General features: G+C 42.2%; 8 protein-coding genes. 4 read left to right on the plus strand and 4 right to left on the minus strand.

Annotation, left to right across the window (positions count from 1 at the left end):
* The first annotated feature begins 204 nt into the window (after positions 1-204).
* Positions 205-4,176: a cell wall-binding repeat-containing protein gene (locus ACOSV2_RS15640; protein WP_428975946.1), complete on the plus strand. Its 3,972-nt coding sequence runs from the start codon at positions 205-207 to the stop codon at positions 4,174-4,176.
* Positions 4,177-4,353: 177 nt separating this feature from the next.
* The gene (locus ACOSV2_RS15645; RefSeq protein ID WP_428975947.1) at positions 4,354-6,807 is read left to right on the plus strand and encodes a cell wall-binding repeat-containing protein; all 2,454 of its coding nucleotides are present in this window, start codon (positions 4,354-4,356) and stop codon (positions 6,805-6,807) included.
* A gap of 132 nt (positions 6,808-6,939) precedes the next feature.
* Here the strand turns inward: ACOSV2_RS15645 and ACOSV2_RS15650 are convergent, their stop codons facing one another.
* Positions 6,940-7,674: a PIG-L deacetylase family protein gene (locus ACOSV2_RS15650; RefSeq protein ID WP_428975948.1), complete on the minus strand. Its 735-nt coding sequence runs from the start codon at positions 7,672-7,674 to the stop codon at positions 6,940-6,942.
* Positions 7,675-7,794: 120 nt separating this feature from the next.
* Between ACOSV2_RS15650 and ACOSV2_RS15655 the strand changes: the two genes are divergently transcribed.
* On the plus strand, positions 7,795-8,940 hold the full coding sequence (locus tag ACOSV2_RS15655; protein WP_428975949.1) for a heparan-alpha-glucosaminide N-acetyltransferase domain-containing protein: 1,146 nt from the start codon (positions 7,795-7,797) through the stop codon (positions 8,938-8,940).
* Positions 8,941-8,979: 39 nt separating this feature from the next.
* Here the strand turns inward: ACOSV2_RS15655 and ACOSV2_RS15660 are convergent, their stop codons facing one another.
* The 3 genes from ACOSV2_RS15660 to ACOSV2_RS15670 all read right to left on the minus strand — a co-directional run bounded on the left by ACOSV2_RS15660 (position 8,980) and on the right by ACOSV2_RS15670 (position 12,566).
* Positions 8,980-9,537 (minus strand): hypothetical protein, encoded by a 558-nt coding sequence (locus ACOSV2_RS15660; protein WP_428975950.1) that lies wholly within the window; start codon positions 9,535-9,537, stop codon positions 8,980-8,982.
* 124 nt (positions 9,538-9,661) lie between these two features.
* A complete protein-coding gene (locus tag ACOSV2_RS15665; protein ID WP_428975951.1) occupies positions 9,662-11,062 on the minus strand; it encodes a cell wall-binding repeat-containing protein in 1,401 nt (466 codons plus the stop codon).
* 127 nt (positions 11,063-11,189) lie between these two features.
* On the minus strand, positions 11,190-12,566 hold the full coding sequence (locus ACOSV2_RS15670) for a cell wall-binding repeat-containing protein (protein ID WP_428975952.1): 1,377 nt from the start codon (positions 12,564-12,566) through the stop codon (positions 11,190-11,192).
* Between the two features lie 305 nt (positions 12,567-12,871).
* Between ACOSV2_RS15670 and ACOSV2_RS15675 the strand changes: the two genes are divergently transcribed.
* Entirely contained in the window at positions 12,872-13,819 is a 948-nt protein-coding gene (locus ACOSV2_RS15675; RefSeq protein ID WP_428975953.1) for an NAD-dependent epimerase/dehydratase family protein, read from the plus strand.
* Positions 13,820-13,925: the final 106 nt, after the last annotated feature.

Below are 13,925 nucleotides of genomic sequence, written 5' to 3' on the forward strand. Positions count from 1 at the left end.
TAAGCCCGGTTCAAGAGCTGTTAATCCGCTCCAGAACCGGGCTTTGTCAATTTTCATAGTTCAAATGTATTTAATTATATTGTAAGCGCTAACAAAATTTCAGTTAATTTACCCTATTTTTACACTATTATGACAAATCCTGTTGTATACTGGTAGATGGTGGCGAATCTACCACTTTACTAAACTACGAACAGGGGGAAGAAAATGAACGGGAAAACAATGAAGCGTCAATTGTTAAGTGTAACAGTTGCCTCCAGTATGGCTTTAAGCTTGTTTGCACCGCCTTTAACCCAGCACGTATCTGCTGCAGACGAGACATTTCAGGACTTAATCATTTCTGAATATATCGAAGGATCCAGTTACAATAAAGCCATTGAACTATATAACGGTACTGGTGAAGCAATTGATTTATCGAATTACTCCTTGGAATTACATACAAATGGTGCGGCAGAGGCTGATAAGACTTTCTCTTTATCAGGTGTGCTTAATGCGGGAGAGGTTTTAGTGCTTGCTAATTCGGGTGCGGATCCTGCAATCCTTGAACAAGCTGACATACAAGACAACACGGTCATCAATTTCAATGGCAATGATCCTATCACATTAAAAAAGAATGGAACAATCATTGATTCCATTGGCCAAACGGATTCAACTGCCAATTTTGCAAAAGATGTAACGATCGTCCGTAAAGATACTGTTATGAATGGTGACGCAGATGTATCAGATGCATTTGATCCTTCTGTAGAGTGGAATTCACTACCTGTTAACACTTTTGATCAACTAGGCACTCATTTATCTGATGCACCAGCTCCTGAACCGACACCTGTCGAACTCTCCACCATCGCTGAAGCACGCACAGCTCCTAAAGGTACAGTGGTAAAAGTACAAGGTATCGCAACAGCATCCTTCGAAGCAGGCGGACAAACGAACCTGTTCATCCAGGATGGAACAGCTGGTGTCATCATCAGGGCAAGCGGACTTACTGCCAAACCGGGTGACGAAGTAATCGCAGAGGGGAAACTGGGCGATTATTATGGAATGCAGCAAATCGAAGCATCTGCTTCAAACGTTGAAATTACAGAAGAAGACAAGGGAGTTCCGTCACCAGCCTCTCTAACCTCTCCAGACCTCTCAGCTGAAAATGGTGAAGATCACGAAGGGATGTTTGTTGAATTTACGGATGTGACAGTGGAATCCAAAGACAGCAACGGTAATTTCACTGCAACAGACAGCTCTGGTGAATTCGTCATCAAACCAAATGATAGTACGATGCTTGAAGTTGGCAAAACGTACGAAATCCTTCGGGGCGTGGTTGATTATAACTTCGACGAATACAAACTGGTCCCGCGTATTACGTCAGATGTCATTGAGACAGCCTTCTCTGTAACCGCTGATCCTGCTACAGGATCTGTCGTGGAAGGAACGAAGGTTATACTTCAAACGGCAACTGAAGGCGGATCCATTCATTACACAATCGATGGAACGGATCCGACTGGTGCCAGTCCAGAATATTCCACACCAATCGAACTTACTGCGGATGTAACGATTAAAGCAGTTGTTGTAAAAGATGGCGACACAAGCGATGTTTCCACCTTCACTTACAAAATCCTTAAATCTGCAGATGGTTTAAGCATTCATGATATTCAAGGAGACTCACATGCTTCTCCTTACGAAAATATGAACGTCTCCAATGTTCAAGGAATTGTGACGGCGAAGGCCGGTTCCAATGCATTTTATATGCAGGAAGAGACACCGGACGATAGTCTGGCGACTTCTGAAGGAATCTATGTATATGCAAAGGGCAATTCTGTAAAAGTCGGGGACAAAGTAAACGTGGCTGGACAGGTAAAAGAGTGGAGAGAAGATGGCTACGATGATGCGAAAGATCTTCTTACAACTCAAATCACAGCATCAGCCGTTACTGTAGAATCTTCAGATAATACAGTACCTGCAGCCATCATGATGGGGGTAGACCGTGTACCTCCAACTGAGATCATTGAAGATGATGAAATGACCTCATTCAATCCCGAATCAGACGGCCTGGACTTTTATGAGAGTCTTGAAGGGATGCTGATTGAAATCCCGGATGCCACGATCACCGGTCCGGTAAAATATGATGAACTACCTGTTGTAGTGAACACAAGCGAAGATCAACTTCGCACAAGAGCAGGGGGAGTACTGATTTCTCCTGAAGATTATAACCCTGAGCGCATGCTGATCGACGTGGACGGCATGAATATAAATGTGAAAACAGGTGATATGCTGGATGGTTCCGTTACTGGAAACGTAAGCTATGATTATAGCAACTTTAAGATCCGTCCAACAGGAACTTTCCCTACAGTTGTTGATGGGAAAACAGCGCAGGAAGTGACGTCGATCACTCCGGTGAAAGAAGACCTAACGATTGCTTCTTATAATATTGAAAACTTCTATGCTGGAATTGAAGAAAGTAAAGTAGAGAAGATTGCTGACTCAATTGTTTCGAATATGAAAACGCCAGATATCATTGGCCTGGTTGAGGTTCAGGATAATAATGGACCAACCGATGATGGTACGACAGATGCCAGTGCATCCTATGAAACAATCATCAAGGCCATTGAAGAAGCGGGCGGACCGACTTATGAATTCACCGATATCGCTCCAGTTGATAAAACAGATGGTGGGCAGCCTGGTGGAAACATCCGTGTAGGTTTCATCTACAATCCTGAACGTGTCCAATTGACTGAAAAAGAAGCTGGAGATGCGGTGACTTCCGTAGGTGTTGATGAAAATGGACTTACTCATAACCCGGGACGCATAGATCCTACAAACGAAGCATTTGACGATTCCCGTAAAGCACTTGCTGCCGAATTCATGTTTAACGGTGAAAAAGTCATCGTTGTAGCTAACCACTTTAACTCAAAAGGTGGAGACGGAGCATTATTTGGTGCAGATCATCCGGTTGTGCTTGGTAGTGAGGTACAAAGACTGAAACAAGCTGAGGTACTAAATGATTTTGTAACTGATGTGAACGAAAAGGTCGAAGATGCAAACGTTGTGGTTCTTGGTGACCTGAACGACTTCGAATTCTCTGCTCCAATCAATACTCTCGAAGGGGACGTCTTGACCAATATGATGGAAAAGCTCCCTGCAGAGGAACGCTACACATATATCTATCAAGGGAACTCTCAAGTGCTTGATCATATTCTAGTGACGAATAATCTAGCAGAACGAACGATGATTGATAGTATCAACATCAACTCTGATTTTAGTGAAGAGGATGGACGTGCGAGTGACCACGATCCTGTCCTGGCTAAGATTCAGTTTGAAAATAAGGTAGAACGAATTTTTGGTGACGATCGTTACCAAACGGCCATTGAGATCTCTAAAAAAGGCTGGGAGTCCGCAGACACAGTGGTTATTGCCAGAGGCGATAAATTCCCTGATGCCCTTGCAGGAGCTCCACTTGCATATAAACATGATGCACCGATCTTATTGACACAGCAGGGAAGTTTGAACGCTGAAGTACAAGATGAAATCAAGCGTTTAGGTGCGAAAAAAGCGATCATCCTTGGTGGTGAAGGTGCTGTATCCCAGTATGTTCAATATCAGCTTAAAGGATTAGGATTGAAAACAGACCGTATCTCTGGTGACGACCGATTTGAAACAGCGACAAATATCGCTGCTAAATTGGATGGGGATCCTGAAAAGGCGATTGTTGCAAATGCATACCAATTCGCTGATGCTCTTTCTGTTGCTTCTTATGCAGCTCAGAATGGATATCCGATTGTACTATCTGCTCAAGACAAATTGTCAAAAGCATCAAATAAGGTATTAAAAGACATTGATGAAAAAATCGTCGTTGGTGGCGAAAATGCGATCAGCACTGAAATTTATGAAAGTTTTGATGAAGCGACCCGTTATAGTGGACTGGACCGCTATGAAACATCAGCCGAAATTTCGAAACACTTAACTCCTCAAACAAACAATGCGATTGTGGCAACAGGGACTAATTTTGCTGATGCTCTGGCAGGTTCCGTGCTTGCAGCAAAAGAAGGTGCTGAAATCCTGCTTGTGAAGAAAGAAGAAGTACCAGATGATATTATGGAAGCAATTGATATGGATGACATTTCAAACTTTCGTGTTATTGGTGGGGAAAATGCAGTTAGTGAAGAAGTTGTAAAGCAACTAAAGAAATAGATTATAGAAAAAGGCAGGGGGAATACCTCCCCTGCCCTGATATGTAAAAAGAACCAGATTTGTTTTAATATTTAGTAAAAATATCACAATTTGTCATAAAATTGCTATATAATGGGTTTTGTGGAAGAAGTTCCGACAAAAACCTACATAAGATAAGAAAGGGAAGGGATTAACCAAATGAATATTAAAAAACCTTTATACGGTGTGTTATCAACTGCAGCTCTGGCCGCTGCGATTTTTGCAGTATCTCCTGCAACATCAGCTTCAGCAGAAGGGGAAGAGTTTGATTTAACGATCATGCATACCAACGATACGCATGCTCATGTTGAAGGATACCCTCGTTTAGTAACAGCAGTAAACGAGCTGCGCACTGAAAAAGCGAACTCTTTACTTTTAGACGCCGGTGATGTATTCTCAGGGACTCTGTATTTCCGACAATACCTTGGACAAGCAGACCTTCACTTTATGAATGAGCTGAAATACGATGCAATGACACTTGGTAATCATGAATTCGATAAAGATTCCAAAACTCTTGCAGACTTCATTAAAAATATGGAATTCCCGATGGTTTCATCCAATGTGACTGTTACAGGTGACAAGGATTTAGAACCGCTTTTTAAAGGCGAAATTGGTCAGCCCGGCGATGGTGGTAACGTCTACCCTGCAATGGTCAAAGAAGTAGATGGAGAGAAAGTCGGAATCTACGGATTAACGACTCCAGATACAGAATTCATCTCTAACCCTGGTGAAAATGTCGTCTTTGAAGATGCAGTTGAAAAATCAAAGGCTACAATCGCAATGCTTAAAGATAAAGGAGTTAATAAAATCATCGCCCTTTCTCACCTTGGGTATTCAAATGACTTAGAATTAGCTGAGGAAGTGGATGGACTTGACATCATCGTAGGCGGTCACTCGCACACCGTTCTTGAAGACCCTGTAGTCATTGATAAGGAAGAGCCTACCGTTATCGTACAAGCTGGTGAATATTTGAATCTTCTTGGAATACTAGATGTTACATTCGACGATCTGGGTGTAGTGACGGAGCATAACGGTGAAGTCCTGAACCTTAAGGATTATGCTGCTGATGAAGTTGCCCTTGCTAAGGTAAATGAATTCAAAGCTCCTCTTGAAGAGTTGAAAGCTGAAGTTGTTGGAAAAACGGAAGTGGCTTTGAACGGGGAACGTGCAGACGTACGGAGAAAAGAAACCAACCTAGGAAACTTGATTGCTGACGGAATGGTTGCGAAGGCAAACGAGTTTGTGGAAACGCATATCGGTCTTCAAAATGGTGGAGGGATCCGTGCTTCAATCGATGCCGGTGAAATCACACTAGGGGAAGTATTAACGACCATGCCATTTGGAAACAACTTGGTCACTCTTGATTTAACGGGACAAGAAATTATGGATGCCCTTGAGCACAGTGTATCAAGAGTTGAAGGGGAAGACGCACCAGGTGAATTCCTTCAAGTTTCAGGGATTAACTTCAAGTATGATGTTAGCAAACCTGCCGGGGAGCGAGTATGGTCCGTAGAAGTGAAGACAGACAACGGATTTGAAGAGATTGACCCTGAAATGATGTACTCTGTGGCAACAAACGCCTTTACTGCAGATGGTGGAGACGGCTATACAATGTTCAAGGAAGCGAAAGAAGATGGGCGCCTGACAGAATTATTCGTTGTCGATTTTGAGGTATTCACATCTTACCTTGAAAAGAACAACCCTATTTCACCAGCTGTTGAAGATCGAATCGTTCAAGAAGAAGCACCGGAAGTATCACGCCTGACTGGAGATACTCGTTACGAGACAGCCGTTGAAATTTCGAAAGAAGGTTGGGAAACTTCGGATACAGTTATCCTTGCCCGCGGAGATTCATTCCCTGACGCACTTGCAGGAGCACCTCTTGCATACAAGCATGGTGCGCCGATATTGTTAACTGAAAATGGTACATTAAATGCAGCTGCAAAAGCAGAAATCAAGCGTCTTGGTGCAAAGAATGTCATTATTCTGGGGGGAAAAGGTGCTGTGAGTAACTATGTGAAATATCAGCTTGAAGGAATGGGACTTGATGTTGATCGTATCGGCGGAGATGATCGCTGGGAAACTGCAGTGAACATCGCTGCGAGTCTTGGGGGATCCCCGGAGAAAGCAGTAGTAGCAAACGGTAAGAACTTCCCTGACGCTCTTGCCATCGCTTCTTATGCAGCGAGCAAAGGATATCCGATTCTATTGACTGATTCTGATAAACTTCCTGCTGAAACAAAGAAAGCTTTACAAGGAATCGACAGTACGATTGTAGTCGGTGGAGAAGCTGTAGTAAGCAAGGACGTCATGAAATCACTTCCTGAAGCGACTCGTTACTTCGGTCAAGACCGTTACGGTACTGCAGCGAAAATCGCAACAGACCTTAATCCATCTACACAAGTATACGTGGCTACTGGAAAGAATTTCGCAGATGCATTAGCCGGTTCTGTACTTGCAGCAAAAGAAAATGCTTCTATGTTATTAGTACATCCTAATGACCTGCCTTCTGTTACTTCTGATGCTATTGATGAATTAAAAGCGAAGGATTTCCATATTCTTGGCGGTGAAAATGCTGTAAGTGAAACTGTAGTTGAGAAGTTAATGAAATAATTTCAAATCAAGAGAAAAGCCATCGATTTATTCGATGGCTTTTACTTTGTCAAAATGCAATGAAAAATAGTACTGGATATTCTTCTGATTTGGAAATCATGCTCAGTAGTTTTAAATAAAGGCACTTTTTTTCTACCTATGCCAACGACTCTCCCTATACTTCCAAGCCTCCACAAAATAAGATTCCACCGAAGTATACCCAATACGATAAAACCCCTCATCAGGCTTCCAAACCCGATAAGCTCCTAAGCTCTTACGATATTCTTCAGTAAGCTCATCCGGAACAGGATAAGTGTCGTCGAAATCCAGATTTTCGAATTCCTGTACAGGCAGGTAATAGAGTGCCGATTGAATGATCCCCTCTTCCACCAGCTTTTTCAAGGCTGATCCCGAAGCGGCATGATCTTTGTGGGGATCGTTATAGGTTAACGCATGATGTCTGGCTTCAGGAAAGCGTTCATTCATTTCTTCCATAATCTTCATGACATCATTTTCATTAATCTCACCATCGGGAAGGTCATGTACGAAAACATTCTCTGACTTTACTCCCAATTCTCCTACAGATTTCTTAAATTCCTTCACCCGTGAGTTACCGAACTCTTCTTTAGAAATTGGTGGCATATTTTTCTCTCGCAAGTTCTCGTTGATTTTTTTGATGGACTGGCTGGCTTCACCATGTGAAAGCAAAACCACGGCTATTTCATTTCCCTTGTCGATTTGACGAAGGATAGAAGGCCCTAAACTTAGAGTTTCGTCGTCTGCATGTGGAGCGTAAAAAACAGAGGTATCAGGTTCTTTTTCAAAAAGAGTGCAACCGCCAAGGAAAACGGATAATAATAGAATAAAGGTTAAATAGATAGCTCGCATGTGGACCTCCAGGTGAGAAAAATAGTTAAATCTTTACTAATTGATTCTATCAAAGTTTTTGGGGCTGGTGTATACTTTCATAGTAGGAAAGTATAGAACGTGAAGTGAAAGGAACGGAGTATGGAACAAGTTCAACCAACAGAAAAACAGATGCAAGTGAAAAAGAAAAAAAGAGTCTATTCCCTCGATATGCTGAGAGGGATTATTGTAGCATTATCCGTGTTTTTGAGTACGATTCCTTATGGGAAGGTGGACTATCCCTACTTCCGTCATGCGGAATGGTATGGTGTCACTTTGATTGATATCATTTTACCAACGTTCATCACCATTTTTGGTGTGAGTATGGCGATTGCCTATCAGCGCGGGGTGAAATGGGAGAAGATTTTAAAGCGGACCGTTCGCTTGATTGTGTACGGCATCATTTTTACGATCATTGTGGAATGGACGTTGGATTTTTCGACTATTCGCCTGACCGGTGTATTACAGATGTTTGCCCTTCTGGGGATTGTTACGGTGGCGATCACCAAGTTTGTACAATCTCCTTTTAAGTTGATGATGATTGCGTTGTTGGTGTCATCGGTATATGGGGGTATCATCCTCTATACAGGTCAATCCTGTGAAGGCGGATTGCCTCAGCCAGAATGTAATCCTTCACACGAGATCGATAGCGCTGTGTTTGGGGAAAGTCATTTATACCATCATGGCGAGCGGGGGTATGACCCTGAAGGACTGGTCACCAGTTTGTCGGCTTTATCGAATGTCCTCTTCGGATATGCGTTTGGACGATTAATATTGACCCGTAAAGAGACGGGGGCATGGCGGGAGTTATTAGGGATAGGTGTTCTATTGATTGCCGTTTCTCTCGCTTGGGATCATTTCCTCCCATATAACAAACGCCTATGGACGCCTGCGTTTGCTCTATTGGCAGCTGGATTTGCAGCTAGTATGCTGTCGATTCTATATCTAATATTCGATAAGCGAAAAGTGGACGCCAAAGAGACGCCGCTGAAGCCGGTTGTTTGGTTTCTGGAAGCGTATGGACGGAATAGCTTCTTGATCTATTTTGGTAAATTTATGCTCGGTTCCGTATTGATCCATCTTTCAGTCACGGATGACGGTATAGAAAAATCGCTCTCCAGAGTGATCAATGAATGGGTGGCAATGTTTGCCCCGCATCCGCAACTGGCTTACGGCTTATTGAACCTGATCTTCTGGACAGTCGTTGCCTTCGTCTGTCATAGGAAGAAGTGGTATTTGAAAGTATAGAAGAAGGTCCGTCCCTTACTCTGAGGGACGGACCTTCTTCTATTTCTGATTTAAAGTCTTTTCAAATATAAGGCTGGCATAGGTTCTTGTGTATTTCAGAATGGTTTCTCCAACCTCTTCAGCCGGAAAATCAAATAAAGGTTGGAACAGCTCTTTATTGCTCTCTGTACCGAATGCGTCGACAAAACGGTACGTTAATCGAAGTTCGGTGAAGGTCGTCGTAAAGTAAACTTCCAACTGAGTGACGGTATCATTATCGGATTCTTCACTCTCAATCCGCTCATGATAAAGGGGGATCAGTTCCTCCATGTCATTTTCAATACGTACATGTGCGCGATTCATAAGCTGTGAAGCACCGTCTAGGTTAGGGTATTTTGCATTTAACAGAAGTGGCTGCAGAATTCCATGAAGAGCTTTGGTTGATTCAACATGTAATACAATGGCCTTCACCAAATTTTTTGTGTATTCATCCTCTGTTGGTGAGCTTTTCATCATTTCGAGTAAATGATCATTTACCTCTTCACGAAGCTCGTCCTTATCAAGGTGTATGACTAGTTTTTTATAGATGGTAGCAACTGATTGTGTGAGGGACTCCATGGGTAATGTGCCTTCTTTCTTATGTAAGGATTGAAATATGATACTATTTTACCATTAAAATACAGAAAATTCTATATATTATTCTGGTAAAAACGCGCTCTAAATAGAACGCGCTTCGTACAGCTTATTGGTTGCCTTCCAGGACTCCCCAAATGTCCTTCTCTACATTAGGTTGAATGGCTTTGATTCCGCCAAGGATCTTAACATCATAAGTGTAATCGATCATCAAATCTTTGATGGCTGGATGTAATCTGTCCGGAGGAGTCAATAATAAAGGCTCACCGAAATGTGCTGCAAGGGCGGAACCTGTTAATGCATCAGCAAATTGAGTCCCGGTTGCAAAGAACACAGAACCAGTATGGACGTTGAAATTCTGAATGATGCTGGCGTTCGTTTCATACCGGTTCACACCGTAAATTCTTGTTGGATGGTTTAATTTAGTCATGGCGGAGTGACTGATGACTCCTGTTCCCCCAATGACGTAGTTTTTCTTATACGTGTTCGCTTGAGCAAGGGTGGAAGCAGGGATTATGTCCTTCTCAGATAACAGAATCGGATAGCCCTCTTGTGCAGCTATGGAAGCGATGGAAAGGGCATCAGGGTAGTTCTTTCCACTTACGACAAACACTGCATCATGATTGGGAAGAGACTTAGAAATGGCAACGGCTGTCTCATAACGATTGTTTCCGCTGATACGGGTAACAGAAACTCCCAAATCTTTAATTTCCTCTACTACGTTATCAGATATCACGCCTGCGCCCCCAAGGATGGTTACTTTTTTGACATCCAATTCTTCAATTCCTTTTTTGGCTGAAGAATGAAGAGTTTGCTTGGGGGTTAATAGAATGGGAGCACCCTTATGGTAAGCAAGCGGTGCTCCGGCCAGGGCATCAGGATAATTGGTACCGGTAGCTAAAATCATTTCATCACTACCTGAATCCCACCCCTTTAAAGCAACTTGTAGAGCCGTTTCATATCGATCCGCCCCGTAGATCCGTTCTACATTAGGCTCGAGATAGAACTGAGACACCATCAACGCATATTCTTTGTCCACTCCCAAATCACTTTTATTCTTAACAGAAACATAGTAAGTTCCAGACGTGGATGGGTAAAAGGCAGAATATCCATTTTCTTCATTAACAAAGAATTCGTTGGGTTCAACGGCATTTTTGTTCTCATCATATAAAGTGATTTCCATTGGGATACTGACCGTTTCCTGCCAAAACCAACCGTATAAAAACAATGGATTTTCGTTATCCAGCACTACTTTATATATATCGACATCATCTTCAGGAAGGGATCCTTTTACATAAGTGGGATTGACAAGATCGCCGGCCGTAATATCATTTGCTGCGTCAAACGTATTATTTGGTTCTTCTTCTGATAATAATTCTTCCTCTTCATCACCTAAAAGCTCCACTTTTTGTTGTAGTGTAGCTGCCGGATTCTCTGCAAATGCAGACGCACAAAATAAGATGGATGCCAACAAGGTGGATCCAACCGAAGTAATAAACCACTTTTTCATCTTTTTCCCCCATTTTGATATTCTCTCTATTTTTGTGAAACCTTGTATAATACCATCTTATCACAATAATATTTACTATTTTAGGAGGACATAAAAAAACGCGCTCCCCATAAGAGCGCGTTCGAAATTATTCGATTCCTTCGATAATGGACCAAATTTCGTCTTCAACCTTAGGCTGGATCGCTTTCTCTCCACCAAGGATCGTCACACCGAATGTATAATCCATCATCAAGTCTCTGATTTCAGGATGTAATTCATTTGGAGTGGTAAGTAACAACGGCTCTCCCCAGTTAGCTGCAAGAGCAGATCCTGTTAACGCATCGGCGAACTGAGTGCCAGTCGCAATGAAGACGAAGCTAGTTGGAACATCAAACTCGCGGATGATATTTGCATTTGTTTCATAGCGGTTTGCACCTGCAATCCTGGTCGGATCGTTTAGCTTCTTTGTAACTGTATTACTGATGACACCGGTCCCGCCGATGACATAGTTCATCTCGTATGTTTTTGCCTGTGTCAGCGTTGCAGCAGGGATGCTTTCTTTATCTGATAAAAGAATCGGATATCCGTTTTGTGCTGCGATGGACGCAATGGATAGGGCATCTGGGTAATTCTTTCCGCTGACGACTACGGCTGCGTCATTGTTTGGCAGCTTTTTTGAGATGGCCACTGCCGTCTCATAGCGGTCCTTGCCGCTGATACGTGTAACAGATACATCCAGCGCCCTTAATTCCTTCACTACATTATCTGAAATGACACCTGGCCCTCCAAGGATCGTCACCTTATTTACTCCCAATTCATAAATGGCTTCCTCCACGGATGGGTGAAGGGAACCCTTCGTAGTTAATAGAATAGGGGCATCTTTATGGTACGCAAGCGGTGCACCGGCTAATGCGTCAGGGAAGTTGTTTCCTGTAGCCAGGATTATTTCATCTGTCCCGAATCCCCAGCCTTGTAAAGCAATTTCAAGGGCGGTTTCATATCTATCTTTACCGAATATCCGGTCTACGTAAGATTCAAATAAGAATTGTGACGCAACGACTACATATTCTTCCCCAGTTGCTGCATTCTTCTTATCCTTCACAGACATATAATAAGTACCTGGAGCAACCGTGTAATCAGCCATTAATCCATCTAACACATCTGTGCTCATTTCGTTTGGTTGAATCACATTCTTATCCTCATCATATAGAGTGATATCTAATAGAATCCCAGGGTTTTCATCCCATGATCCCCCGTATATAATCAATGGATCTTCAGTGTCGACTTGAATCTTATACATATCCACATCATCTAAAGTGAATGTCCCTTTTACGGCATCCTCAAGAAGAATTTCATTGGAATTGGTAAACGTATTATTCGACTCTTCCTCAACGAAGAAGCCCTCGCGATCGTAGCCTAAAAGCTCCATCTTTTCTTGAGAAGGACTTTCCGCTAATACAGATGTGCCGAATACACTTGATGCAAGTAGTGCTGAACCAACTGAAGCAATGAACCACTTTTTCATCTTTCTTTCCCCCGATAGTTATAATCTTGTTTTTATGCTGATGTCTTTGGCAATCCCGTACCAATCTTTCATAACATCTAGAATAGTATAATCGCGTTTTAAACGTTTGCATAGATAGTTTCATTTAAATATTTTTCGCCTTTTTTTTACAGGAATGGATGGGGTTTTAGAGAGGGTGAATAGGATAAAAATTAAGGGTGTTTTACATTTCTATGACCGAATAGAAACCGATTGTGATTTTTGCTATACTTACATCAGTGAAAAATTAAAGTATAACTCTCCATACTGAAAGGGGAACAACATAAATGAGCAAGATCCTTGTCACAGGCGGGGCCGGATTCATCGGTTCTCATATTGTAGAAGAATTGTTAAACAATAACGAACAAGTAGTAGTGATAGATAATTTCTCAATGGGTTCAATGGATAACCTTCCGAAGGACGATAAGTTAACAATTGTAGAAGGAGATATTTCTTCAAAAGAAACAATTGAAAAGTTATTTCAACAGCATCGTTTCAAAAAAATCTTTCATTTAGGTGCGATCGCCAGTGTAGCGGCTTCAGTAGAAGATCCCCTTCATACGCATCAAACCAATCTGGAGGCGACCTTATACTTATTGGAAGAATCACGAGAACAAGGCGGATTGGAGCGGTTTGTATTTGCTTCTTCTGCAGCGGTGTACGGAGATGAGCCGACGCTCCCTAAGAAAGAAACATCAACGATCAGACCATTGACGCCATATGCCATCGATAAATTTGCCTCGGAGCAATATGTGCTGGCATTCAGCCGGTTGTATGATATTCCAACAACTGCCGTTCGCTTTTTCAATGTCTTTGGAAACAGACAAAATCCATCGTCACCATACTCCGGTGTTGTATCGATCTTAACGGATAAATTCAAGCAGTTAGTAAACAATGAAGAAACCAACTTCACTCTTTATGGAGATGGAGAACAGACAAGAGATTTCATCTATGTGAAAGATGTTGTTCAAGCCAACCTTCTCGTTTCAGAATCAAGAGAGGCAATCGGTAAGGTATTTAACGTTGGCACAGGGGAATCGACAAGCTTAAACGAATTGATTGGCATGTATGAAGAGATTACGAATACAAAGCTTCCAATCAAACAATTGGAAGAACGGTCAGGAGATATTAAAGAATCCTACTCTGACATATCTGAGCTTAAATCTTTAGGATTCGATCCAAAGTTCTCTATGAGAGAAGGACTTTTGGAGTATTGGAACAAAGAAAACGAATAACGAAAAGTGCCCGTTTCTACAACAGAAACGGGCATTTTTTGTGTCGTTTGCAGGAGGGAATATTACATAAAAGGGGTAAATATGACGAATTTTGTTACATAAATGT

The organism is Rossellomorea sp. DUT-2 (assembly GCF_052665285.1).

Excerpts from the sequence above, each read along its gene's own strand:
- ACOSV2_RS15665 (WP_428975951.1), bottom strand. The coding sequence starts at position 11,062 with ATGAAAAAGTGGTTTATTACTTCGGTTGGATCCACCTTGTTGGCATCC.
- ACOSV2_RS15675 (WP_428975953.1), top strand. The coding sequence starts at position 12,872 with ATGAGCAAGATCCTTGTCACAGGCGGGGCCGGATTCATCGGTTCTCAT.
- ACOSV2_RS15640 (WP_428975946.1), top strand. The coding sequence starts at position 205 with ATGAACGGGAAAACAATGAAGCGTCAATTGTTAAGTGTAACAGTTGCC.
- ACOSV2_RS15655 (WP_428975949.1), top strand. The coding sequence starts at position 7,795 with ATGGAACAAGTTCAACCAACAGAAAAACAGATGCAAGTGAAAAAGAAA.
- ACOSV2_RS15670 (WP_428975952.1), bottom strand. The coding sequence starts at position 12,566 with ATGAAAAAGTGGTTCATTGCTTCAGTTGGTTCAGCACTACTTGCATCA.
- ACOSV2_RS15650 (WP_428975948.1), bottom strand. The coding sequence starts at position 7,674 with ATGCGAGCTATCTATTTAACCTTTATTCTATTATTATCCGTTTTCCTT.
- ACOSV2_RS15645 (WP_428975947.1), top strand. The coding sequence starts at position 4,354 with ATGAATATTAAAAAACCTTTATACGGTGTGTTATCAACTGCAGCTCTG.
- ACOSV2_RS15660 (WP_428975950.1), bottom strand. The coding sequence starts at position 9,537 with ATGGAGTCCCTCACACAATCAGTTGCTACCATCTATAAAAAACTAGTC.